The following is a 24,414-nucleotide window of genomic DNA, read 5'->3' as shown; positions in this document are numbered from 1 at the left end:
CGATTGAATCGTGGTCACCGCCCTATATCGCCGCTACCGGCCAGAGACGTTCGCCGAGATGATCGGCCAGTCCCAGGTGACGGAGCCGCTGATGACGGCGCTCCGCACCGATCGGGTCAATCACGCCTACCTGTTCAGCGGCCCGCGCGGCTGCGGCAAGACGACGTCGGCCCGCATCCTCGCGCGCTGCCTGAACTGCGCAGAGGGCCCGACCGACAAGCCGTGCGGGGTGTGCCCCAGCTGCGTCGAGCTGTCGCGGGGCGGCGGCGGTTCGCTCGACGTCGTCGAGATCGACGCCGCGAGCCACGGCGGCGTCGACGACGCGCGCGACCTGCGCGAGCGGGCGATCTTCGCCCCCGCGCGCGATCGCTACAAGATCTTCATCATCGACGAGGCGCACATGGTGACCTCGGGCGGCTTCAACGCGCTGCTGAAGATCGTCGAAGAGCCGCCCGAGCACATCAAGTTCATCTTCGCGACGACCGAGCCCGACAAGGTGCTCGGCACGATCCGCTCGCGCACGCACCACTACCCGTTCCGGCTGGTGCCGCCCGCCCCGATGCTCGAGTACGTGCAGCAGCTCTGCACCGAAGAGGGCATCTCGGTCGAGCCGGGCGTGCTCGCGCTCGTGGTGCGGGCCGGCGGCGGTTCGCCGCGCGACACGCTCTCGCTCCTCGACCAGCTGATCGCCGGCTCCGAGGGGTCGACGATCGACTACGAGCGGGCGGTGGCGCTGCTCGGCTACACGCACGGCGCCCTGCTCGACGAGGTCATCGACGCGATCGGCACCCACGACGCCGCCGGCGCGTTCGCCGCCGCCGACCGCGTCGTGCAGACCGGTCAAGACCCGCGTCGCTTCGTCGAAGACCTGCTCGAGCGCCTGCGCGACCTCATCGTCGTCGCCGCCTCGACGCCCGAGGCCGCCGCGGCCGTGCTGCGGGGCGTGCCCGAAGACGAGCTCGCGCGCATGGCGACCCAGGCGCGGGCGTTCGGTTCGGCCGAACTGTCGCGCGTGGCCGACCTCGTCAGCCAGACCCTCACCGAGATGACCGGTGCGACCTCACCCCGCCTGCACCTCGAGCTGATGCTCGCGCGCGTGCTCGTGCCGGCGAGCGACGACTCCGAGCGCGGTGCGCTCGCGCGCGTCGAGCGGCTCGAGCGCGCCGTCGAGGGCGGGGTCGTCATGGCCGCGCCGAGCGGCGGCCCGTCGGGCGCCACTGCGCCCGCCCGTGCGGCCGAGCCGGCGCCGCGCGCCGCAGCTGCAGCGCCTCCGGCGCCCGCCCCGAGTGCTCCGAAGCCGCCCGTCGCCGAGCCCGAGCGCTCGCCGAGATCGATCGACCCGGCCGCGGGGTCCGCACCGGCTGCGACGGCGGCACCCGCCGAGGCGCCCGCGACCGAGGCGCCCGAGGCACCCGCGGCTCGCCCTCGCCCGAGCGGCCCCGTCACGGTGCAGCAGGTGCGCGACGCGTGGCCCGAGGTGCTCAACGTGCTCCAACGCACCAAGCGCACCGCCTGGATGGCGGCGCTCGCCGCGCAGGTGCTCGAGTACCGCACCGACGAGGCCGTGCTCGTGCTCGGCTTCGCGAGCCCCGGCGACCTCGACGGCCTGCGCGCGGGCAACGGCTCGCAGACCGCCGCCGACCTGCTGCGCACGGCGATCGCCGAGGTGCTCGGCGTGACCGTCAAGTTCGTGCCGCGCGTGATCGGCGGCGGCAGCGGCGGTCAGAACGCCCCTGCCCCTGCGCCGGCGACCGGACCGGGCGGCGGCACGGCGGCGCCTGCACCGAACGCGTCCGAGCCCGATGCGGCTCGTCCGGGTGACGGCTCGGCGGCAGCCGCGCGCACCGGCGGTGCCGCGGCGAGCGGCGCGGCGACCACGGGGCCCAGCACGTCGACGCCCGCGTCCGCCGCGACGGCCGCGCCCGCGCGGGCGACCGAGCCGCCGACCGGCCCGGTCGACTCGTGGGCGACGGTCGCGATCCCGCGCGACCCCGAGCCCGAGTCCGCCCCGGCCGAGGCTGCGCGGGCCGAGGCGCCGCGCACCGCGACGGCCGTCGCCGAGCGTCCGGCTCCCGAGGCCGCGCCGAGCGCGGTCGATGCGACCGCATCCGAGCCCTCCGACCTCGTGCCCGACGACGCCGATGCGCCGCCCGTCGACGACGAGCCGCCGTTCGACCCGGGCCCCGAGCCCGAGCCGTTCGACGCGCCCCCACCGCCCGCCGACCCCGGGCGCGGCGCTCGGGGCCGCCCGGCGCAGGGCTCCCGTCCGGCCTCGTCGGGTGCGCGGCGCGCCCCCGCCCGCCCGGTCGCGTCGACGACCGACGGCGGCATCCAGCGGTACGGCGAGGCCGTCGTCCGCGAGGTGCTCGGCGCGACCTTCCTCGAAGAGGTCGAGGCGCCGGCGCGCGGCTTCGGGGAGCGTGGGTAGCCCGTGTACGAAGGCATCGTCCAAGAACTGATCGACGAGCTCGGCCGGCTGCCCGGCATCGGGCCGAAGTCGGCGCAGCGCATCGCGTTCCACATCGTGCAGACCGAGCACTTCGACGTCTCCCGGCTCGCCGAGATCCTGACCACCGTGCGCGACAAGGTGCGGTTCTGCGAGATCTGCGGCAACGTCTCCGAGCAGTCGACCTGCTCGATCTGCCGCGACCCGCGCCGCGACCCCTCGTTCATCTGCGTCGTCGAGGAGGCGAAGGACGTCGTCGCGATCGAACGCACCCGCGAGTTCCGCGGGCTGTACCACGTGCTCGGCGGCGCGATCAGCCCGATCGACGGCATCGGCCCCGACGAGCTGCGCATCCGCCAGCTCATGCAGCGGCTCGCCGACGGCACCGTCGTCGAGGTCATCATCGCGACCGACCCCAACCTCGAGGGCGAGGCGACGGCGACCTACCTCAGCCGGCTCCTCACGACCCTCGAGATCAAGGTCACCCGCCTCGCCTCGGGCCTGCCCGTCGGCGGCGACCTCGAGTACGCCGACGAGGTGACGCTCGGGCGCGCGTTCGAGGGGCGCCGCGTCGTCGGCTGAGCCTGAGGCAGACCGAGACCGAGACCGAGACCGAGATCGAAACCGAGCCGAAACCGCGGTCGACGGTGTTCCCGCCCGAGGCGAGCCGGCGGGTTGACGCCCGCGACGCGCACGCGTAGACCGGGGTGATGAGCGAAACCGCGAGCGACCGCACCGCGAACTGGATCGACGGCTACCTCCGCGCCTGGCGCAGCAACGACCCCGACGACATCGGCGCCCTCTTCACCGACGACGCCGTCTACCTCACCACCCCCGACGCCGAACCGCGCCGCGGGCGGGCCGAGATCGCGTCGGGCTGGATCGAGGACGCCGACGCCCCGGGCGAGTGGAGCTTCGAGTGGCACGTCGTGCACGAGGCATCCGATCTGGCCGTCGTGCAGGGCCGCACCGAGTACCCGGCCGAACGCGACTACCTCAACTTGTGGGTGATCCGCTTCGCACCCGACGGTCGGGCGAGCGAGTTCACGGAGTGGTACATGCCGCGCGCCCACGAGGAGTGACGACTCACCTGAGCACCTCGACGAGCACGACCCACGAGTAGAGGATGGCCGTGGCGATCGCGAGGAGCGTCGCGATGCCCAGTGCCCAGAGCCCGACCGCCGGTGCGCCCGCCACGAGCGCCACCGCGCCGAGGAGGTAGGCGAGGATCGGCAGCACCCCGGCGATCGACTTCGCGAGCTGCTCGAGCGCACTGCCGCGGTGCTCCGTCGCGTCGCGGCGGATCACCCGGATCGCGTGCACCTCGAACGCCCCGGCGACGAGCGTGACGACGAGCACCTCGAGGCCGTAGAGCCAGGCGGGCTGATCGGGGGCGAGCGCGAGCCCGGTGACGACGATCGCGAGCACGAGGGTGGCGACGGAGGCGGCCGCGCGCGCCGGCAGGGTGGGCGACTGCAGGATCGTCCGGATGTTGACCGACATCGCCACGATGAGCAGCCCCGCGAGCGCCGCCGTCGCACCGACCATCGCGACGTTGAACTCCGACCAGCCATCCAGTGCCTCGGACATGGCCGCATGCTACTCCTCGCACGCTCCGTCACGGCGGCGTCACATGGCGGGGCCCGCATGCGGGCCGCCGTATGATGAAGACTCCGACGACGGGCCCGTCGGCCCGCGCGCGCCCAGAACCCCCGGGAGGCCACGTGAGCTTGATCGTGCAGAAGTTCGGCGGCTCGTCCGTCGCCGATGCCGAGAGCATCAAACGGGTCGCGAAGCGCATCGTCGAGACCCGCAAGGCGGGCAACGACGTCGTCGTCGCCGTCTCGGCGATGGGCGACACGACCGACGAGCTGCTCGACCTCGCCAACGAGGTGTCGCCGATCCCGGCGCCCCGCGAGCTCGACATGCTGCTCTCGGCGGGCGAGCGCATCTCGATGGCGCTGCTCGCGATGGCGATCAAGAGCATGGGGCACGAGGCGCGCAGCTTCACCGGCAGCCAGGCCGGCATGATCACCGACGCCCAGCACGGGGCGGCGCGCATCGTCGACGTGACCCCGGTGCGACTGCGCGAGGCCCTCGACGACGGCGCGATCGTGATCGTCGCCGGCTTCCAGGGCTTCAACCGCGACACCCGCGACATCACGACGCTCGGCCGCGGCGGCAGCGACACGACGGCCGTCGCCCTGGCGGCGGCGCTCGAGGCCGACGTCTGCGAGATCTACACCGACGTCGACGGCGTGTTCACCTCCGACCCCCGCGTCGTGAAGAAGGCCCGCAAGCTCGACCGCGTGACGAGCGAGGAGATGCTCGAGCTCGCCGCCTCCGGCGCGAAGGTCCTGCACATCCGCGCGGTCGAGTACGCGCGCCGGCACGGCGTCACCCTGCACGTCCGTTCGTCGTTCAACAACAGCGAGGGGACGATCGTCTACGACCCCTCGCGTCTTCCCGAAGGAGCAGCTGTGGAAGAGTCCGTCATCGCCGGTGTCGCGATCGACCTGTCCGAGGCGAAGATCACGGTCGTCGGCGTGCCCGACAAGCCGGGCGTCGCCGCGAAGATCTTCAAGATCGTCGCCGGAACGAACGCGAACGTCGACGTCATCGTGCAGAACGTCTCTGCGGCGGCGACCGGCCGCACCGACATCTCGTTCACCCTGCCGAAGGCCGACGGCGAGCGGGCGCTGACCGCGCTCGCGAGCTCGCAGGAGGCGATCGGCTTCGAGTCGCTGCAGTACGACGACCAGATCGGCAAGCTCTCGCTCGTCGGCAACGCGATGCGCTCGGCGACGGGCGTCTCGGCGCGCCTCTTCGAAGCGCTCTACGAGGCGGGCATCAACATCGAGATGATCTCGACGAGCGAGATCCGGATCTCGGTCGTCACGCGCGCCGACAGCGTGCACGCCGCAGCGCAGGCGGTGCACACGGCGTTCGAGCTCGACGGCGACGAGGACGCGGTCGTCCACGCGGGCACCGGCCGCTAGCCCTCGATTCCCTGCCGGTTTCCGGGAGAATCCCGCCGTTTCGCACGGTGGGAACGCTCCCACGTCCGGCCTACCCAGAAATGTCCGGCAGACTGGATGTCGACGTAAGTGAGGAAGACACGAATATGAGCAATGGTGTGAACATCGGCGTCGTCGGCGCGACCGGTCAGGTCGGCGCGGTCGTCCGGAAGCTCCTCGAGGAGCGCGACTTCCCGGTCGCGCAGATCCGCTTCTTCGCCTCGGCCCGCTCGGCCGGCACCACGCTGCCGTTCAAGGGCGAGGACATCGTCGTCGAGGACGCCTCGACGGCCGACCCCACCGGCCTCGACCTGGCGATCTTCTCGGCGGGCGCGACGCTCTCGAAGGCGCAGGCCCCCCGGTTCGCCGCCGCGGGCGTGACGGTCATCGACAACTCGAGCGGCTGGCGCATGGACCCCGAGGTCCCGCTCGTCGTGAGCGAGGTCAACCCGCACGCGATCGACGAGGCCGTGAAGGGCATCATCGCGAACCCGAACTGCACGACCATGGCCGCGATGCCCGTGCTGAAGGTGCTGCACGACGAGGCGGGCCTCGAGCGACTCATGGTGTCGACGTATCAGGCGGTGTCGGGCGCGGGCCTCGCCGGCGGCGAGGAGCTGCTCGAGCAGGCGCGCGCCGCCGTCGGGCAGAACCCGATCGACCTCGTCCACGACGGCTCGGCGGTCGAGTTCCCCGAGCCCGTGAAGTTCCCGCGGCCGATCGCCTTCGACGTCATCCCGCTCGCGGGCTCGATCGTCGACGACGGCGACAACGAGACCGACGAGGAGAAGAAGCTCCGCAACGAGAGCCGCAAGATCCTCGAGCTGCCGGGCCTGCTCGTCGCCGGCACCTGCGTGCGCGTGCCGGTGTTCACCGGCCACTCGCTGTCGATCCACGCCGAGTTCGCGAACCCGATCACGCCCGAGCGCGCCACCGAGCTGCTCGCGACCGCGCCGGGCGTCGAGCTCAGCGACGTGCCGACGCCGCTGCAGGCGGCGGGCAGCGACCCGAGCTACGTCGGCCGCATCCGCCAGGACCAGTCGGCGCCCGAGGGCAAGGGCCTCGTGCTCTTCGTCTCGAACGACAACCTGCGCAAGGGCGCGGCGCTGAACGCCGTGCAGATCGCGGAGCTCGTCGCCGCGAAGGTGCCCGCGCGCGTCTAGCGCGCAGCGCCTCCTCGAACCACTCGGATGCCCCGTGGCCGGTCGGCCACGGGGCATCCGTCGTCTCCGGAGGCCGGTCGAGTGGCCGTTCGGTGCTGGATGCGCACCACCTCGCGGCGAGCCCGTTGCGCGTTCGTGATGTCGTCCGCCTTGACGAGATTGAGTTTTGTATACAGAATAATGGCGAAGCATCCCCACCGCCGACACCCCGTCGGCACCTCCTGCAATGACGAAAGAGGTAGCGGAATGGCCCGCGCGAACTCGAAGATGAGGCGTCTCCTGGCGATCGGCGCGGCAAGCGCCCTCGCGATCGGCCTGGCGGCCTGCAGCGGCGGGGGAGGTGCGAAGGACGAGAACACCGTCGTGTGGTCGACGTGGGGCACTGCCGAAGAGCTCACGCGGTACAAGGAGTTCAACGAGGCCTTCATGGAGCGCCACCCCGACATCACCGTCAAGCTGCAGCCCGTCGCGGGGTACGGCGACTACCACTCGAAGCTCCTCGCCCAGCTCACGAGCAACACCGCGCCCGACGTGTTCTACGTCGGCGACGACATGATGGGGCAGTTCGTCGACTCGGGCCGGCTCATGCCGCTCAAGGAGCTCATGGAGTCGAAGGACAGCCAGACGAAGCCCGACGACTTCTTCCCGGGCCTCTTCGGCGCGGCCGAGAAGGACGGCGAGTACTACGGCGCCCCGAACGACTCGAACCCCGACGTGCTCTGGTACGACAAGCAGGCCCTCGAGGCCGCGGGCATCACCGAGGACCCGGCCACTCTCGCCGAGAACGGCGAGTGGACGACCGAGAAGTACCTCGAGATGAACGACAAGCTGCAGGACGCGGGCCTCACGGGCTCGATGTTCTGGAACTACTGGGCGACCCACTGGAGCTGGCTGTCGTCGCAGGGCCTGCCCGCGCCGTACGACGAGTCGGGCGCGTTCGTCGCGAACACCGACCCGGCCAGTGTCGCCGCGATCGACGAGCTCGGCGAGAAGTTCCAGGACGGCACCTTCGTCGTGGCCGACACGCTGCCCGACGGCGCCGGCGCCGACAGCGTCTTCGTGACGCACAAGGCCGGGTTCTTCGTGCAGGGCCGCTACACGATCGGCACCGTCGAGGCGACCGGCGAGCAGGACAGCTACGACATCGTGCGCTGGCCGACGCCCGACGGGCAGGCGGCACCGACCGGCGTCGCCGTCTCGTTCCTCGCGATCAACGGCAAGACCGCCGCGAGCGACGCCGCGTTCACCTTCTGGACCGAGTTCCTCTCGGCCGAGGGCCAGACCTTCCGCCTCGAGGGCGGCGGCAACGCGGTGCCGTCGATCAAGGGCGCCGACGACGTGGTGCTCGACGGCGACTACCCGGCGCACGCCCAGACGTTCCTCGACATGCGCGACGTGGGCTTCACGAACTACGCCGCCGAGGCGCGGGTCCCCGGGCTGTCGACCGACATCAGCGAGCTGTTCCTGGGGCTCTACGAGGACAAGACCGACGCGCAGGGCACGCTCGACGCCGTCGCCGACCTCGTCGCGGAGAAGTCGGGCGAGTAGCGTGACCGACCTCGCCACCGGTGAGCGGATGCCGCAGGCCCGTCCTGCGGCATCCGCCCCGTCGCCCCGACCGATCCGCAAGGAGTCCGCCTGGCGGCGGCGCGACCGCCGCTGGGGCTACGTCTTCGTCGGCCCGCAGCTGTTCGGCATGCTGCTGTTCGTCGTGCTGCCGTTCGCGGCGAGCCTCGTGCTCGCGTTCGCCAGTTGGGACGGCCTCGGCGAGCTCACCTGGGTGGGCCTCGAGAACTTCAGCGCCCAGCTCCAGGACGAGCTGCTGGGCCGCTCGATCATCAACACCCTGCTGATCGCGCTGATCACGGTGCCCGTGGGCCTCGGCCTCGCCGTCGTCATCGCGGTCGCGCTCGAGCGCCTGAAGACCCGCACCCTCTACCTGCTGCTCTTCTTCGCGCCGGTGATGACCTCGACGGTCGCGGTCGCGATGATCTGGCAGCAGATGTTCCGGTCCGACGGCGTCATGTCGACGACCATCTCGAAGGTCTTCGGGGTCGCCCCGCCCGACTGGCTGCAGGACCCGAAGCTCGCGCTGCTCGCGGTCTGCATCGTCGCGATCTGGGCCTCGCTCGGGCTCAACGTCGTGATCTTCCTCGCCGGCCTCCAGAACATCTCGCCGTCGGTCATCGAGGCCGCGCGCATCGACGGTGCTGGCGCCTGGCGGCTGTTCACGCAGATCCGCCTGCCGCTGCTCTCGCCGATCGTGTTCTTCTCGTCGGTCGTGGCGTTCATCTCGTCGCTGCAGACCTTCGACATCGTCTACGTGCTCGTCTCGAACGGCGGGCCGGACAACGCGACCCGCACGATCGTCTACCACATCTACGATCTCGGCTTCGGCCGCTTCGAGTTCGGCCCGTCGAGTGCGGCGAGTGTGATCCTGCTGATCCTGACGCTTGTGATCACCGCGATCCAGTTCGGCGCCCAGAAGAAGTTCGTGCACTACGAGGACGACGCAGCATGAGTCTCACGACCCCCGGCCTCGTCGACGGGGTGCAGCCCGCACCCACCGACTCGACGATCGCGATCTCCGCGCCCGGCTACGACTACCGGCCGAACGGGCAGCGCACCGGCCGCGGCAAGCGGCGCCTCAGCGCGACGCTCCTGCACGCGCTGCTCATCGTCGGCGGCCTCGCGATGGTCTTCCCGTTCATCTGGATGCTGCTGACCTCGTTCAAGACGCTGCCGCAGCTCCTCCAGGACCCGCTCGCGTTCATCCCCGACCCGTGGACCTTCGACAACTACGCCGAGGCGTGGAACGCGGTGCCCTTCGGTCAGGCGTACCTCAACAGCATCTACATCGCGGTGCTCGTCGTCGTCGGCACGCTCATCACCGCGTCGATGGCCGGGTACGCGTTCGCGCGCATCCCGTTCAAGGGCAGCAAGGTGCTCTTCATCGTGTTCCTCGCGACGCAGATGATCCCCGCGCAGGTCACGCTCATCCCGTTCTACCTGCTGATGACCCAGCTCGGCTGGGTCGACTCGCACCTCTCGCTCATCGTGCCGGGGCTGCTCGCGAACCCCTTCGCCGTGTTCCTCATGCGCCAGTTCGTGCTGTCGCTGCCGAAGGAGCTCGAGGAGGCGGCACTCGTCGACGGCGCCGGCCGCTGGCGCATCTTCTGGAGCGTCATCCTGCCGAACCTGAAGCCGGGCCTCGCGGCGCTCAGCATCATCGTGTCGCTCGGGGTGTGGAACGCGTTCCTCTTCCCGCTGGTGCTGCTGAACACGCCCGACCTCTTCACGGTGCCGCTGCTGCTCTCGAGCTTCCAGGGGCAGTTCGGCTCGGTGAACTACGGGCTCGTCATGGCGGCCTCCGCGATCTCGACGGTGCCGATGCTCATCGTGTTCGTCATCGGGCAGCGCCGCATCCTCAACAGCATGGCCGCCTCGGGATTGGGAGGACGATGACCGAGCATTCGACGACCACGGATGCCGCGGCGCTGGCCGGCCTCGCCGGCCGCCACCTCGACCTGGTGCAGGCCCCGTTCACGCTGCCGCGTTCGCGCGTGCTCGTGTTCCGGGCCGACCGGGCGGAGCTCGAAGCGCGTGGGGGCGTCGGCGACGTCGCCCCTGCTTCAGCCGTGCGCGTGCACACCTCGGAGTACGAGCGCCGGCTCGACGACTGCCGCGTCATCGACGAACTGACCGTGCTGGATGCCTCGGGGCTGGCGCTGCCCGTCACCGGGGTGCTGCCGCACGCCATCGAGTTCGGCGACGGTGCGGCGACGCTGACGTTCGCCGGGGCGAGCGCGCTGTCGGTCGGGGGAGCCCCGGGTCTCTCGGTCGTGTGGACGACCCCCGACGGCGAGCCGACGCGCGTCGAGCTGACGGCCCGGGATTCCTCGGTGCGCCTGCATGTGGCGGCCGACCGCGGCGTCCGGCACGAGGCATCCGGCTCGCACGACGACGACCTCGCGACCGCCGAGCGCCTCTGGCGCGACTGGTTCGCGAAGTGCCCGATCGTGCGCGACGACCTGCAGCAGATGGCCGCCTTCTGCTGGTGGGTGCTCGGGGCGAACGTCGTCGAGCTGCCGCGTCTGGGCGATGCACGCGGCGTCGTGCCGTCGAAGATCGGCTACGTCGGCGTGTGGCAGTGGGACGCGTACTTCATCGCGATGGGCCTGCGCCACGGCGACCCGTCGCTCGCGCGAGAGCAGCTCGAGATCGCGTTCCGGTTCCCGAGCGAGAACGGGCAGCTGCCCGACGTCGTGCACGAGGAGGGCGTGCTCGCCACGAGCGACGACCTGCCGCAGGCGGATCGCGACCGGCTGCGCCGGGCGGGCTCGCAGATCGCCGACCCCAACGCGCCCGTGCCGCTCACGAAGCCGCCGCTCGCGGCGTGGGCGCTCGCGAAGGTGCTCGAGGTCGAGGACGCGCCCGACTGGGCTCGCGAGCAGCTCGCGACGATCCGCCGCTCGCAGGACTGGTGGTTCGCCGGCAGCGACCTCGACGGCGACGGCATGCCCGAGTACGGGCACCCGTACTCGTCGGGGCTCGACGACAGCCCGATCTTCGACGGCCCGCTGCCGACGACCGCGCCCGACCTCGGCGCGTACCTCGTGCTGCAGGACCTCGAGCTCGCCCGGCTCGCCGAGCGGTACGGGGCGGACGCCGCGGGCGACCCCGCCGGGCACCGCGCACGCGCCGCCCGCACGCTCGAGCTGCTGCTCGGGCTCTGGAACGAGGCATCCGGCCGCTTCGAGGCGCGTGCAGCGGGCGAATCCGTGCCGAGCGACGCGATCGTGGGCTTCATGCCGCTCCTGACCGGATCGCTGCCCGAGCCCGTGCTCGGGGCACTGCTGGAGGCGCTCGGCGACCCCGGGCGCTACGCGCTGCCGTGGTCGGTGCCGACGGTCTCGGCCGCCGACCCCGACTTCTCGGCGACGCGCATGTGGCGCGGCCCGGTGTGGGTGAACACCAACCGGCTCATCATCGAGGGGCTGCGAGCCTCGGGGCGCGACGACCTCGCGCACGACCTCGCCGAACGCACGGTCGCCCTCGTCGTGCACGGCGGCGGACCGCACGAGTACTTCAACCCGCTCACCGGCGAGAAGGCGCCGACCGCCACGACGGCGTTCGGCTGGTCGGCGGCGCTGTTCATCGACCTCGCGGTCGAGGTCTCTCGGCCGGGCGCGTAGCCGGCCCGTCGCGAGTTTCCCGTCCCGTCCCGCCCCGCCCCGCCTCGTGCCGCGGCGCGGTGCGCGAGTTGCAGGAGAGTTCGGGCGACACGCCGTGCGTGGAGGGCGTGTCGCGGCATCCGTCCTGCGACTCGCCCGACGGAGGCCGACGGAGGCGGACGGGGACGCTTGGGCCGGGCGCGAGGCCGAGCGCGGGCGGCGAGGCGCTCGGCCGATCGGGGTCGTTATGCGGTGAAGTACGGGCTCGACGCGTTGTCGAGGATGCGGCGCATGCCCTGGATCCAGTTGACCTTGAGCGCGGACACGGCGCCCGGCACGTCGCCGTCGGCGAGGAACGCGGCGATCGCGGCGTGCTCGGCGGCGACGCGCTCGATCATGACGTCGCTCGGCACGAGCAGCGACTCGTACCGGTGGAACGCCCCGCGCACGCTCTCGATGACGTCGAGCAGGCGCCGGTTCGGGCAGGCCGAGAGCATGATGCCGTGCCACTCGTCGTCCTTCGTGACGACGAGGGCGTGCTCGACGACCTCCTGGTCGAACTCGGCGGCGAGCTCGGCGAGACGTGCGCCGATCGTGCGGAGCTCGTCGACGGGGCTGAGCTCGAGCGCCAGGCTCTCGAGCGCCGCCATCACCGGAGCCAGGTCTTCGAACTCGCCCGCGCTGAGCGGCACGAAGCGGAAGCCCTTGCCGTTCTCGCTCGTGATCTGGCCCTCGCTCTCGAGGGCGATGAGCGCTTCGCGCAGGGGAGTGCGGCTCACGCCGAGCTCGCCGGCGAGCTGCACCTCGTTGATGCCCTCGCCCGGCTGCACCTCGCCCGCGCGCATGCGGGCGAGCAGCTCCTCGCGAACCTGCGAGCGCAGGTTCTTGCGTTCGATCGCCATGAGATCGCCTTTCGGGCCGCGTGCGGCCGTTCGTCCATCGCGGCAAGCCTAGGGCTCAGCCCGGGCTTGACCGCCTCCGGCATCCGGTTTACGGTGTCTGTATACAGAATACATTCTGCATCGCAGGCTGTACATCCCCGCGCACATTCCGACCCGCGCACACTCAGAGAGGAGCAGGCGTGACCGACGAGTCCCCTCGGGCGATCCGGCTCGACGCACTCGCCTACGGCGGCGACTACAACCCCGACCAGTGGCCGGAGGAGGTCTGGCACGAGGACATCCGCCTCATGCGCGAAGCCGGGGTGAACCTCGTGAGCCTGCCGGTGTTCTCGTGGCCGCAGCTCGAGACCGCCCCGGGCGTCTACGAGTGGGGCTGGCTCGACCGCATCATCGACCTGCTCTGGGAGGGCGGCATCGCCGTCGACCTCGCGACCGCCACCGCGACGCCGCCGTCGTGGCTCATCCGCTCGCACCCCGAGATGCTGCCCTGGAACGAGGACGGCCAGCGCCTCGAGTTCGGCTCGCGGCAGGCGTACTGCCCGAGCTCGCCCGTCTGGCGCGAGCACGTCAGCCGCATGACACGGGCGATGGCCGACCGGTACGGCGACCACCCCGCCCTCGCCCTCTGGCACGTCTCCAACGAGTACGGCGACCACGTGTCGCGGTGCTGGTGCCCCGAGTCGTCGGCACACTTCCGTCGCTGGCTCGAGGCCCGCTACGGCGACCTCGACGGTCTCAACGAGGCCTGGGGCGTCAACGTCTGGGGCCAGCGCTACACCGACTGGGCGCACATCGAGGCGCCCCGCCGCTCGACCGGCCCCGTCAACCCGACGCAGCTGCTCGACTTCGAGCGATTCTCGTCCGACGCGCTGCTCGAGCTCTTCCAGCTCGAGGTCGACATCCTCCGCGAGGTCACGCCCGAGATCGGCGTCACCACGAACTTCATGTCGATCCTGCGCGACCTGAACTACTGGGACTTCGCCGCCGCCGAAGACCTCGTCACCGACGACGCCTACCCCGACCCTGCCGACCCGCTCGCGCACGTGCCGGCCGCCCTCAACTACGGCTACATGCGCTCGCTCAAGAGCGGGCAGCCGTGGCTGTTGCTCGAGCAGGCGCCGAGCGGCGTCAGCTGGCGCGACGTGAACGTGCCGAAGGCGCCCGGCCAGTACCGCATCGGCAGCCTCCAGGCCATCGCGCACGGCTCCGACGGCGCCATGGTGTTCCAGTGGCGCCAGGCCAAGTACGGCCAGGAGAAGTTCCACTCGGCGATGGTCGGGCATCGCGGGGAGGCATCCCGCTCCTTCCAGGAGGCGAAGGCGTTCGGCGCCGAGCTGAAGCACCTCGAACCGGTGCGCGGCACCCGGGTGCGCTCGCGCGTCGCGCTCGTCGTCGACCACGACTCGTGGTGGGGCTCGTCGGCCACCGAGTCGCTGCCGTCGCAGCGACTGCAGTGGCTCGCCCAGGCACGCGCCTGGCACGCCGCGCTCCACGCGCTCGGCCACGCGGTCGACACGGTGCGCGCGACCGGCCCGCTCGACGGGTACGACGTGGTCGTGGTGCCGAACCTCTACGTGACGGATGCCTCGCAGGCGGCCGCCCTCGAGGGCTTCGTCGCCCGCGGCGGGCAGCTCGTGGTCGGCCCGTTCTCGGGCGTCGTCGACGACACCGAGAAGGTGCACGACGGGGGAGCGCCCGGCCCGCTGCGTGCGCTGCTCGGCGTCGAGGTCGACGAGCAGTGGCCGGTCTCCGACGGGCTCGCCGAGCGGGTCGCGTTCACCGGCGGCGGCGAGCACGCGGCCCCGACCTGGGGCGAGTGGCTCGAGGTGCACGACGGCACCGAGGTGCTCGCGCGTTACGCCACGGGCGAGCTCGACGGGCGCGCGGCGGTCACGCGACGAGCCGGGGGAGCCGAGGCATCCGGCGCGGCCTGGTACCTGAGCTGCGTGCTCGATCGCGACGGCCTCGTCGCCCTCTTCCGCGACGTGCTCGCCGCCGCGGGCCTGCCGGCCCGCGAGCGTCTCGACCTCGACCTCGAGGCCGTCACCCGCAGCGACGAGGCGACCGACTACACCTTCGTGCTCAACCACGGCCGCCGCGAGATCACCGTCGACGTGCCGGCGGGCGCGCGCGATCTGCTCACTGGCGAGTCGACCGGAGCCACCCTCGCCCTTCCGCGCTTCGGCGCCGCCGTGCTCGCGACGCCGCGCGCGGCGGAGCCGCCCTTCATCACCCTGTCCGACACGAACCACTGAACGACTGAGGCACCATGACCGACGCATTCGTCCATCCGTACATCCCGAACACCGCGCCCGCGACGAAGCAGGCCATGCTCGACGCCGTCGGCGCGGCCTCCACCGAGGAGTTCTACGCCGACGTGCCCGCCGAGCTGCGGCTCGGCCGGCCGCTCGACCTTCCGGCGCCCCTCCTCGCAGAGCAGGACCTCGCCCGCCACGTGCGCGGCCTCCTCGCGAAGAACCGCTCGACCGACGAGCGCCTGAGCTTCCTCGGCCACGGCACCTACCACCACTACGTGCCCGCCGTCGTCGACGAGGTCATCAACCGCAGCGAGTTCCTCACCGCCTACGCGGGCGAGCCGTACGAGGACCACGGCCGCTTCCAGGCGCTGTTCCAGTACCAGTCGCTCATGGCCGAGCTGCTCGCCATGGACGTCGTGAACGTGCCCACCTACGACGGCTACCAGGCGACCGCGACGGGCCTCGCCATGGCGGGGCGCATCACCGGCCGCCGCCGGGTGCTCGTCGCGAGCGATGTGCTGCCCGCGAAGTACTCGAAGGTGCTCGACTTCGTGCGCGTGCATCTCGACCTCGAGGTCGTCCCGACGGTGAACGGCACCGCGGATGTCGCGGGGCTCGCCTCGCGGCTCGGCGACGACGTCGCCGCGGTCTGGGTCGAGACGCCGAGCGTCACGGGGGCGGTCGAGGCATCCCTCGCGGCGATCGCCGACGCGGCGCACGCCGCCGGCGCGATCCTCGTCGTCGGCACCGACCCGATCGGCTACGGCGTGCTGACGCCCCCGGCCGAGCAGGGCGCCGACATCGTCTGCGGCGACATCCAGTCGCTCGGCCTGCACCAGTGGTACGGCGGCGCCCACGGCGGCTTCATCGCCGTCGCCGACGACCCGACGTTCGTCATGGAGATGCCCTCGCGCCTCTTCGGCCTCGCGACCACCGACGTTCCGGGAGAGGTCGGCTTCGGGGACGTCGCCTACGAGCGCACCTCCTTCGCCCTGCGCGAGGAGGGCAAGGAGTGGGTCGGCACGGCCGCCGCGCTCTGGGGCATCGCCGCGGGCGTCCACCTCGCGCTCATGGGGCCGCAGGGCATGCGCGACCTCGGCGAGCTGCTGCTCGCCCGCACGCGCTACGCCCAGCAGCGACTCGCCGCGATCCCGGGCGTCGCGCTCGGCGACGGGGCGCTGCACCTGCGCGAGTTCACGATCGACGTGTCGGGCGCCGGCCTCACCGCGCGCGGCGTCGTCGAGGCGCTCCGCCGCCAGGGCATCGAGCCCGGCGTCGTGCTCGGCGAGCACACCCTCGTGGTCTGCGTCACCGAGCTGACGAGCCAGGGCGACATCGACCGGCTCGCCACGGCCCTCGCCGGTCTCGCGAGCGGCACCGGCACCGAAGCATCCACCACGACCACCGAGGAACAGAACGCATGAGTCTCCCGCTCGCACCCAAGCCCGCCGTCCGCCGCTTCCACCAGGCCAGCTGGGACGAACCGGTCATCTTCGAGCTCTCCACCCCGGGCGAGCGTGGCGTGCTCGTCACGCCCATCGAGCCGGGCGTGCGCGACGCCGTCGGCGACGTCCTCGCCGAGCTGCCCGCCGGCCTCCGCCGCGAGGCGCCGCCCGCCCTCCCCGAGATGGGCCAGCAGCGAGTGCTCAAGCACTACCTGCGCCTCTCGCAGGAGAACCTCGGCGCCGACTTCAACGTCGACATCGGCCAGGGCACCTGCACCATGAAGTACTCGCCGAAGATCAACGACCAGCTGATCGGGGTGCCGCAGCTCACGGCGATGCACCCCCTGCAGGACCCGGCCGACGCGCAGGGCGTGCTCGAGATCACCTGGAACCTCGAGCGCATGCTCGCCGAGATCTCGGGCATGGCGGAGGTGTCGCTGCACACGCAGGGCGGCTCGGCCGCGATCTGGGCGAACATCGCCATGATCCGCGCGTACCACGAGGCCAACGGCGAGGGCGAGCAGCGTCGCGAGGTCATCACGACGATCTTCAGCCACCCGTCGAACGCGGCGGCGGCGAAGGCGGCCGGGTACGAGGTCGTCACGATCTTCCCCGACGCCGACGGCTACCCCGACCTCGCCGCGCTGAAGGCGGCCCTCTCGCCGCGCACCGCGGCGATCATGGTCACCAACCCCGAGGACACCGGCATCTACAACCCGGCGATCAAGCAGTGGGTGGATGCCGCGCACGAGGTCGGCGCCCTCGCGTCGTACGACCAGGCGAACGCCAACGGCATCCTCGGCATCACGCGCGCCCGCGACGCGGGCTTCGACGTCTGCCACTTCAACCTGCACAAGACCTTCTCGACGCCGCACGCCTGCGGCGGTCCGGGCGCCGGGGCGAACGCGGTGAGCGAGGCGCTCGCGCCGTTCCTGCCCGGGCCGCGCGTCGTGCGGTCGACCGATGAGTCGGGCGACGTGCGCTTCGACGTGCAGGAGGCCGGACCGCAGTCGATCGGCTCGGTCGCGCCCTTCCACGGGGTCGTGCCGAACATCGTGCGCGCGTACTCGTGGATCATGGCGCTCGGCGCCGAGGGCCTGCTCGGCGCCGCCGAGATCGCCGTGCTCAACAACAACTACCTGCTGAAGAAGGTCACCGACATCCCCGGCGCCTCGGCGCCGTACGCCGAGGGCCGACGGCGCATCGAGCAGGTGCGCTACTCGTGGCAGGAGCTCTTCGAGGAGACGGGCATCTCCTCGGAGGAGATCGGCATCCGCCTCTCCGACTTCGGCATGCACTACTGGACGAGCCACCACCCCTACGTCGTGCCGCAGCCGTTCACGCTCGAGCCCACCGAGTCGTACTCGATGGCCGAGATCGACGAGTACGTCGCCGCGCTCGCCGAGGTCGCCCGCGAAGCGCGCGAGACGCCCGAGGTCGTGCGCACCGCGCCGCACAACCAGACGGTGCACCACACCCACCACGACGACCTCGACGACCCCGAGCGCTGGGCGATCACCTGGCGCGCGTACCGCCGGAAGTACTTCGGCGAGACCCCGGTCGGTCGAGTGGCGGTTCCCGCCGGTCGAGCAGGCGCCGGCGACCGTATCGAGACCCCCGTGTCGGAGCCGGCCGCCTGAGCATGCTCGCCCTCGTCGTGAACCCCGTCGCCGGGGTCGGCGGTCCCGCAGGACTCGCCGGCTCCGACGGCGCGGCCGTGCAGGCGGCGGCCGCCGAGCGCGGCGCCCGCCCGCTGGCCGGCGAGCGCGCCCGGGTCGCGCTCGAGGTCGTCGCGACGAGCCTCCGCCGGTCGAGGAGCGGCGACGGGCCCGACGCGCATCGAGACCACGCTCCCGTCATCCTCACGGCCGCCGGCCCGATGGGCGAGGACGCCGTGCGCGCCGCAGGCCTGGAGCCGCGCGTCGTCCACCGTCCGGGCGGCGCCGGCGCCGAGGCATCCGCGTTCGAGACGACGCCCGCCGACACGACCGCCGCCGTGCGCGCGCTCGTCGACGCCGGTGCGACCCTCGTGCTCTTCGCCGGCGGCGACGGCACGGCGCGCGACGTCGCCGCCGGGCTCGACACCCCGGCCGCCGCCCTCGGCATCCCCGCCGGAGTCAAGATGTACTCGCCCGTCTTCGCCGTGAGCCCGCGAGCGGCGGGCGCGCTCGCCGTGGCGTGGGCCGAGGCATCCGCGGCGGCGCCCCTGCCCGTGCAGGAGCGCGAGGTGCTCGACATCGATGAGGCGGCCATGCGGCGCGCCCGCGTCGAGCCCCGCCTCCACGGCACGATGCCCGTGCCGTACCGCGCCGGTCGCACCCAGTCGCGCAAGGCGGCGACGCCGGTGAGCGAGCACGCCGCGGTCGTGGCGGCGGCGCGCGGGGCCGCACGCGCGATGCGCCCGGGCGTGCGCTACCTGCTCGGGCCCGGCGGCACGATGGCCGAGCTCGCCCGCGAGCTCGGCGTCGCGAAGACCCCGCTCGGTGTCGACGTCGTGCTCGACGGCCGCGTCGTGCGCGCGGGCGCGAGCGAGCACGAGCTCGTCGACGAGATCTCGCGCGGCCCGGCGAAGGCGGTCGTGAGCGTCATCGGCGGGCAGGGATTCCTGCTCGGCCGCGGCAACCAGCAGCTCTCCGCGCGAGTGCTGCGCCTGCTCGACGACGACCCGCTCCTCGTCGTCGCGCCCGAGCAGAAGCTCATCGACCTCGGCGGGAGCCCCCTGCTCGTCGACACCGGCGACCCCGGCGTCGACGCCCGCCTCGCCGGGTTCGCGCGCGTGATCACGGGCGCGGCGACCACGAGCGTCTACCCTGTGCTCGCGCCCGATGCCGAGGCATCCCACCCCACCCCCACCCACACCGAAGGAGAAGGCCATGCGCCTTGAGAACAAGCAGGCCATCGTCACCGGCGGCGCGGGCGGCATCGGCCGCGCGACGTCGATCGCCCTCGCGGCCGAGGGCGCGAAGGTCGCCGTCGTCGACCTGAACCTGGAGGCCGCGCAGGCGGTCGCCGACGAGATCCGTGCGGCGGGCGGCACCGCCGTCGCGATCGGGGCGGATGTCTCGAGCGAGGCCGACATCGAACGCGTCGTCTCGAGCGTCGTCGGCGAGTTCGGCGGCGTGAACGTCGTCTTCAACAACGCGGGCATCATCCGCCGCACGACCGCGGTCGAGACGACCGTCGAGGAGTGGGACCGCGTGTTCGGCGTGAACGTGCGCTCGATCTTCCTCATGTGCAAGCACGTGGTGCCGGTCATGGCGGCGGCGGGCGGCGGCTCGATCGTGAACACCGGCTCGGGCTGGGGCCTCAAGGGCGGCGGACAGGCGATCTCGTACTGCGCCTCGAAGGGCGCCGTCGTCAACATGACCCGCGCGCTCGCGATCGACCACGGCCCGCAGGGCATCCGCGTGAACTCGGTGAACCCCGGCGACGTGAACACGGGCATGCTGCGCGACGAGGCCCGCCAGCTCGGCCAGGCCGAGGACGGGTTCCTCGCCGAGGCCGCCGACCGGCCGCTGCGCCGCATGGGCGAGCCGCGCGAGATCGCAGCGGCGGTCGTGTGGCTCGCGAGCGACGAGTCGAGCTACGTCACGGGGTCGGCGCTCGTCGTCGACGGCGGCGGCATCGCGTAGCCCGAGCCCCGGGCCCCGGGCCCCGGGCGCGCTGCTTCTGCAGGAGAATTGCACTGAGACGCCCGGTCAGGCGACCATGGGGCCCATTCTCCTGCAGAAGCAGCAGACGCTCGGTCGGCGGGTCAGGCCTGCGGGATCGCGGCGACGACGTCGATCTCGACGAGGATGTCCGCGAGGCGCGAGCCGACCGTGGTGCGCACGGGGTAGGGCTCGGTGAAGAACTCGGCGTAGGCCTCGTTGTACTCGGCGAAGTCGGCGAGGTCCTCGAGGTGCGCGGTGACCTTCACGACGTCGTCGTGGGTGAGCCCGTACTCGGCGAGCACGGCGCCGATGTTGCGCAGCACCTGGCGGGTCTGCTCCTTCACGCCGCCCTCGACGACGAGCCCCGTCGCCGGGTCCTGGGGGCCGAAGCCGGCCGTGTACAGGAATCCGTTCGCGACGACGCCGTGGCTGTAGGGCCCGGCGGGCTTCGGCGCGTTCGAGAGCGTGACGGCGGTCTTGGACATGGGTTCCTCCTGGGTGTTTCGTTTCAGCGGATCGAGGTGGTCGAGGTGGTCGAGGTGGTCGGGCGGATGCCGCGGGGTGGGCGCCGAGGCATCCGTCTCAGCCGAGCTCGCGGGAGATGAGCTCGGCGGTCTCGCGCATGGCGGGCAGCTCGGCCTTCAGCCGGTCGAGGTCGGCGACCATGCGGATCGCCGTGACGGAGAGCGCGCCGACGACGCCCATCGAGCTGCGGATCGGGACGGCGATGCAGTTGACGAACGCCTCGAACTCGCGGTCGTCGACGGCGTAGCCGCGGGCGGCGGTCACCGCGAGCTCGCGGTCGAGCCGTTCGCGCGAGTCGATCGTCAGCTCGGTGTATCGCTGCCAGACGACGCCGTCGAGCACGGCGTCGCGACCGGCCCGATCGAGGTCGGCCAGGATCGCCTTGCCCACGGCGGAGCAGTACGGGATCACCGCGCGGCCGATGCGCGAGTACATGCGCACGCCCGACTCGTCGTCGGCCTTGTCGACGTAGACGATCGAGCGGTCCATGAGGGCGGCGAGGTGCACGGTGTTGCCGGTGCGGCGCTGGAGCCGGCGCACGTGCTCGGCGCCGGCCTCGCGCAGGTCGAGCGAGTCGAGCGCCTGCTTCGAGAGCGCGGCGAGCCGGGTGCCGAGCGAGTACCTGCCCGATCCGCGCTTGCGCACCCAGCCGACGGCCTCGAGCGCCTGGAGCTCGCGGAACATCGTCGATCGGTGCAGCCCGAACTCCTCGGCGAGCTCGGCGACGGTGCGCGGATCGGACGCGATCGCGTCGATGATGTGCGCGGCGCGCGTGACGCTCTGCGACATGTCAGGCCTCGCCTTCCCTGGCCGGGCGGGCCGGTCGGGCATCGGTGGCTCGCGCGTCGCGACGCAGCCCCATCCCCGGCGTCGCCCCCGTGAGTGCGCCGCCCGCGAGCACCGGCACGCCCGCGACGAACACGTCGTCGACGCCCGTCGCGAGTTCGAGCGGCGCGTCGTAGGAGGCGCCGGCCCCGACCCGCTCGGGATCGACCAGCACGAGGTCGGCGATCGCGCCCTCGCGGATCACGCCGCGGTCGCCCAGCCCGAATCGGCGTGCCGCGCGCGCCGCGACGAGGGCCGAGGCATCCGGCCACTCGAGTGCGCCCTGCTCGCGCACGAGGAGCGAGAGGTACCTCGCGAACGACCCGCGCGCCCGCGGGTGCGGGTGGCGGCCGAGGAAGATGCCGTCGGAGCCGCCGATCGCCTCGGGCGCCGACAGGATGGACGCGAGCTCGGCGTCGCTGCGCTCGTGCTGCACGGCCATCACGACGTTGACCTCGAGGCGCGAGGCGACGAGCACGTCGAGGGCGAACCCGATCGCGTCGACCGCGTCGCCCGGGCGACCGGACGCGACGGACCTCGCGGTCGCCTCCGCCGCGCCCTCGGCGAGCGTGAGCCCGTGCGCCCATTCGTACTCGGGCGCCGCGATGTGCGCGAGCGTCAGCATCGAGGGCCAGTCGGGCCCGAGGCTCGCGTAGCCCGTGATCGTCGGGAACCAGTCTGCGCGCAGCCGCGCCCGTTCGGCCGGGTCGGCGAGCACCGCGAGCACCTCGGCGGCGGGCCTGACGGTGAGGGAGGCCGGCAGAATCGGCATCGCGAGGATCGAGCACCCCCGGGTGTAGGGATACGCGTCGAAGCTCGCGTCGACGCCCGCGGCGGCGAGCCGGGCGAGCTCGCCGCGCACGATCCCGGGCGCCGCGTGGAAGTGCGACACGTGCACCCGCGCTCCGCTCGCCGCCGCGATGTCGCCGATCTCGTCGATGCCGGCCGCGGAGTTCGCCTCGTAGCCGCCGCGCATGTGGGTCACGTAGACGCCGTCGGCCGCGGCCACCGGCTGCGTCAGCGCGGCGAGCTCCGCGGCGTCGGCGAAGACGCCGGGCACGTAGTCGAGTCCGGTCGAGAGGCCCACGGCGCCGTCGGCGAGGCCGGATGCCACGAGCTCGCGCATCTCGTCGAGCTCGGCCGGCGTCGGGGCGTCGGTGGACCGGCCCATCACCGCGAAGCGCACCGTTCCGGCGGGCACGAGGGTCGCGACGTTGAGCGGGGTCGTGCCGTCGTAGCCGGCGAGCAGTTCGCCGATGCCGCCGCCCCGGTAGTGCGGGTGCCGCCCGTTGATCGCGGCGAAGTACTCGGTGCCGTAGGCGCCGTCGCCCGGGGCGAAGCCCACGCCGTCCTGCCCGCCGATGACGGTGGTGACGCCCTGGCGGAGGAGTGCGAGCTGCACCTCGGGGTCGAACACCGCCCCGTCGGCGTGCGAGTGCGCGTCGATGAAGCCGGGCAGGAGCAGGCGCCCGTCGGCGTCGACGACGTGCGGCCGTGGAACGAGGGCCGCCCGCGCGTCGGGGCTGCCGGCGGTCGCGATCGCCGCGATCCGCCCGCCGTCGAGCACCACGTCGTGCAGCCCGTCGCGCTCGCCCGCCTCGTCGACGACGCGCGCGTTGACGACGAGCACGGGGGCGGTGCGCAGGGTCTCGGACATCGCGATCAGAACCTCGTGTGCACGAGGTCGACGACGAGGTCGCTCCCGGCGTGCTCGACGACGGGGATCCAGCGCCACTTGTCGAACGCGGTGCACGGGTGCGAGAGGCCGAGCTCGACCACGTCGCCGATCGCGACGGGGAGCGCTGCGCCGGCGTCGGCACGCAGGTAGGCGTGCTGGTCGTTCACCGCGGTGATCGACGCGCCCGCGAGGGGCTCGCCCTCGGCGCCGAGCTCGCCGGCGACCGCCAGCGGCACGGGCAGGCCCTCGTCGTACGGGAGGTCGCGCTTGCCGCCGTCGAGCAGGGCGAGCCCCGGCTCGGGGTGCGAGACGACGCGGGCGTAGCCCCGCATCGCGGCGACGAGCTCGCGGTGGATGGGGGAGATGCCGCGGTAGAAGCCGTCGTCGTGCACGAGCGAGGCGCCCGATCGCAGCACCCAGCGGGTGTCGCCGCGACCCGCACCGGCCTCGATCTCGGGGGCGAAGACGTCGGCGACGAGGTCGAGGTAGGCGCTGCCGCCCGCGGTCACGACGAGCGGGCCGTCGGCGGGATCGGCAAGGGCGCGCACGGCGCCGTGCAGCTCGACGAGGTCGGCGAGGTAGTCGCGCACGGCCGCGACGGCCACCGAGGAGCGGTCGTGCCCGAGGCTGCCCTCGTAGCCCGCGACGCCCGCGAGCCGCAGCACCGGCGACTCGGCGATGCGCCGGGCGATGTCGACGGCCTCGTCGAGCCCGCGGGCACCCGTGCGGCCGCCGCCGGCACCGAGCTCGACGAGCACGGCGAGCGGTCGGGCGAGCGTGGGCGCGTCGGCGTCGCCCGCGTCGGCGATCGCGCCGGCGAGGCCGCGCTCCATCGCCTCGACGGTCTCGATCGAGTCGGCCCACGACCAGAACTCGAAGCCGGGGTCGGCGAGCTCGGCGGCGACCCAGGCGAGGGCGTCGGGGGCGACGAGGGCGTTCGCGAGCATGATCGTGCGCACGCCGAAGCCGCGCGCGGTGCGCACCTGGCCCGGGGTCGCGAGCGTGAGTCCGGTCGCGCCGCCGTCGAGCTGGAGTCGCCAGAGCGCCGGGGCCATCGTCGTCTTGCCGTGCGGCATGAGCTCGAGCCCGCGGTCGTCGCACCAGCGCTGGATCGTCTCGGCGTTGTGCTCGAGCGCCGCGCGGTCGAGCGCGAGGAGCGGGGTCCAGAACTCGCCGAGCCGCGGCGAGGTGTCGAGGAACTCGCGGACGGTGAGACCGGCGGCGCGCGCGGGCAGCCCCTTGTCGCCGGCGGTGAGGCGTGCGTCGGCGGTCTCGGCGAGCGTGGCGAGGCGCGGCATCCGGAGCTCACTTTCGTTTGTTGCGTATTC

Annotated in this window: 20 protein-coding genes; 14 read left to right on the top strand and 6 right to left on the bottom strand. The window is 72.6% G+C overall.

The features are described 5' to 3' along the window. The first annotated feature begins 10 nt into the window (after positions 1-10). The 3 genes from ACFVSL_RS01535 (at position 11) to ACFVSL_RS01525 (ending at position 3,528) form a co-directional block, all read left to right on the top strand. Positions 11-2,428, top strand: a complete 2,418-nt coding sequence (locus ACFVSL_RS01535; protein ID WP_386937874.1) for a DNA polymerase III subunit gamma and tau — start codon at positions 11-13, stop codon at positions 2,426-2,428. A 3-nt stretch (positions 2,429-2,431) separates the two neighbouring features. Further along, the gene (recR, locus tag ACFVSL_RS01530) at positions 2,432-3,028 is read left to right on the top strand and encodes a recombination mediator RecR (RefSeq protein WP_386937872.1); all 597 of its coding nucleotides are present in this window, start codon (positions 2,432-2,434) and stop codon (positions 3,026-3,028) included. 128 nt (positions 3,029-3,156) lie between these two features. Further along, positions 3,157-3,528 carry a YybH family protein gene (locus ACFVSL_RS01525; RefSeq protein ID WP_386937870.1) on the top strand — a complete coding sequence of 124 codons (372 nt, stop codon included), beginning with the start codon at positions 3,157-3,159 and terminating at the stop codon, positions 3,526-3,528. A gap of 4 nt (positions 3,529-3,532) precedes the next feature. Here the strand turns inward: ACFVSL_RS01525 and ACFVSL_RS01520 are convergent, their stop codons facing one another. Further along, the gene (locus ACFVSL_RS01520; protein ID WP_386937867.1) at positions 3,533-4,036 is read right to left on the bottom strand and encodes a hypothetical protein; all 504 of its coding nucleotides are present in this window, start codon (positions 4,034-4,036) and stop codon (positions 3,533-3,535) included. Positions 4,037-4,170: 134 nt separating this feature from the next. Between ACFVSL_RS01520 and ACFVSL_RS01515 the strand changes: the two genes are divergently transcribed. The 6 genes from ACFVSL_RS01515 to ACFVSL_RS01490 all read left to right on the top strand — a co-directional run bounded on the left by ACFVSL_RS01515 (position 4,171) and on the right by ACFVSL_RS01490 (position 11,821). Beyond that, positions 4,171-5,445: an aspartate kinase gene (locus ACFVSL_RS01515; protein WP_386937865.1), complete on the top strand. Its 1,275-nt coding sequence runs from the start codon at positions 4,171-4,173 to the stop codon at positions 5,443-5,445. A gap of 125 nt (positions 5,446-5,570) precedes the next feature. Then, positions 5,571-6,626 carry an aspartate-semialdehyde dehydrogenase gene (locus ACFVSL_RS01510; protein ID WP_386937863.1) on the top strand — a complete coding sequence of 352 codons (1,056 nt, stop codon included), beginning with the start codon at positions 5,571-5,573 and terminating at the stop codon, positions 6,624-6,626. A gap of 246 nt (positions 6,627-6,872) precedes the next feature. Then, on the top strand, positions 6,873-8,174 hold the full coding sequence (locus ACFVSL_RS01505) for an ABC transporter substrate-binding protein (RefSeq protein ID WP_386937861.1): 1,302 nt from the start codon (positions 6,873-6,875) through the stop codon (positions 8,172-8,174). Position 8,175: 1 nt separating this feature from the next. Next, a complete protein-coding gene (locus ACFVSL_RS01500) occupies positions 8,176-9,147 on the top strand; it encodes a carbohydrate ABC transporter permease (protein WP_386937859.1) in 972 nt (323 codons plus the stop codon). Beyond that, positions 9,144-10,091 carry a carbohydrate ABC transporter permease gene (locus ACFVSL_RS01495; protein WP_386937856.1) on the top strand — a complete coding sequence of 316 codons (948 nt, stop codon included), beginning with the start codon at positions 9,144-9,146 and terminating at the stop codon, positions 10,089-10,091. Before ACFVSL_RS01500 ends, ACFVSL_RS01495 begins: the two co-directional genes overlap by 4 nt. Beyond that, on the top strand, positions 10,088-11,821 hold the full coding sequence (locus tag ACFVSL_RS01490) for an amylo-alpha-1,6-glucosidase (protein ID WP_386937854.1): 1,734 nt from the start codon (positions 10,088-10,090) through the stop codon (positions 11,819-11,821). The genes ACFVSL_RS01495 and ACFVSL_RS01490 overlap by 4 nt, the downstream gene beginning before the upstream one ends. Before the next feature lie 224 nt (positions 11,822-12,045). Here ACFVSL_RS01490 and ACFVSL_RS01485 read toward each other — a convergent pair whose 3' ends face one another. After that, entirely contained in the window at positions 12,046-12,702 is a 657-nt protein-coding gene (locus ACFVSL_RS01485) for a GntR family transcriptional regulator (protein ID WP_386937852.1), read from the bottom strand. 179 nt (positions 12,703-12,881) lie between these two features. Here ACFVSL_RS01485 and ACFVSL_RS01480 point away from each other — a divergent pair, with 179 nt between their 5' ends. Genes ACFVSL_RS01480 through ACFVSL_RS01460 form a run of 5 tightly spaced genes read left to right on the top strand, consistent with a single transcriptional unit; the run spans position 12,882 to position 20,037 of the window. Next, entirely contained in the window at positions 12,882-14,957 is a 2,076-nt protein-coding gene (locus ACFVSL_RS01480) for a beta-galactosidase (protein ID WP_386937850.1), read from the top strand. Between the two features lie 14 nt (positions 14,958-14,971). Next, positions 14,972-16,384 carry an aminomethyl-transferring glycine dehydrogenase subunit GcvPA gene (gene gcvPA, locus ACFVSL_RS01475; RefSeq protein WP_386937848.1) on the top strand — a complete coding sequence of 471 codons (1,413 nt, stop codon included), beginning with the start codon at positions 14,972-14,974 and terminating at the stop codon, positions 16,382-16,384. Beyond that, a complete protein-coding gene (gene gcvPB / locus ACFVSL_RS01470; protein ID WP_386937846.1) occupies positions 16,381-18,045 on the top strand; it encodes an aminomethyl-transferring glycine dehydrogenase subunit GcvPB in 1,665 nt (554 codons plus the stop codon). The genes gcvPA and gcvPB overlap by 4 nt, the downstream gene beginning before the upstream one ends. A 2-nt stretch (positions 18,046-18,047) precedes the next feature. After that, positions 18,048-19,289, top strand: a complete 1,242-nt coding sequence (locus ACFVSL_RS01465) for an ATP-NAD kinase family protein (RefSeq protein ID WP_386937844.1) — start codon at positions 18,048-18,050, stop codon at positions 19,287-19,289. Then, a complete protein-coding gene (locus ACFVSL_RS01460; RefSeq protein WP_386937842.1) occupies positions 19,279-20,037 on the top strand; it encodes an SDR family NAD(P)-dependent oxidoreductase in 759 nt (252 codons plus the stop codon). Before ACFVSL_RS01465 ends, ACFVSL_RS01460 begins: the two co-directional genes overlap by 11 nt. Before the next feature lie 122 nt (positions 20,038-20,159). On the opposite strand, the gene ACFVSL_RS01455 is transcribed toward ACFVSL_RS01460, so the two are convergent. The 4 genes from ACFVSL_RS01455 to ACFVSL_RS01440 all read right to left on the bottom strand — a co-directional run bounded on the left by ACFVSL_RS01455 (position 20,160) and on the right by ACFVSL_RS01440 (position 24,384). After that, positions 20,160-20,543, bottom strand: coding sequence for a RidA family protein (locus tag ACFVSL_RS01455; RefSeq protein ID WP_376941234.1), 384 nt, complete (start codon positions 20,541-20,543; stop codon positions 20,160-20,162). A gap of 97 nt (positions 20,544-20,640) precedes the next feature. Continuing rightward, on the bottom strand, positions 20,641-21,372 hold the full coding sequence (locus ACFVSL_RS01450; protein WP_386937839.1) for an IclR family transcriptional regulator: 732 nt from the start codon (positions 21,370-21,372) through the stop codon (positions 20,641-20,643). A gap of 1 nt (position 21,373) precedes the next feature. Then, complete coding sequence (locus tag ACFVSL_RS01445) at positions 21,374-23,065, bottom strand: amidohydrolase family protein (protein ID WP_386937837.1); 1,692 nt, start codon at positions 23,063-23,065, stop codon at positions 21,374-21,376. 5 nt (positions 23,066-23,070) lie between these two features. Then, positions 23,071-24,384, bottom strand: a complete 1,314-nt coding sequence (locus ACFVSL_RS01440; RefSeq protein WP_386937835.1) for an alanine racemase — start codon at positions 24,382-24,384, stop codon at positions 23,071-23,073. Positions 24,385-24,414: the final 30 nt, after the last annotated feature.

Origin of the sequence: Agromyces sp. NPDC058064, from assembly GCF_042885275.1 — a bacterium.
GTDB lineage: Bacteria > Actinomycetota > Actinomycetes > Actinomycetales > Microbacteriaceae > Agromyces.
The sequence above is the reverse complement of the archived record's forward strand: the minus strand, read 5'-3'. Positions and strand labels throughout refer to the sequence as shown.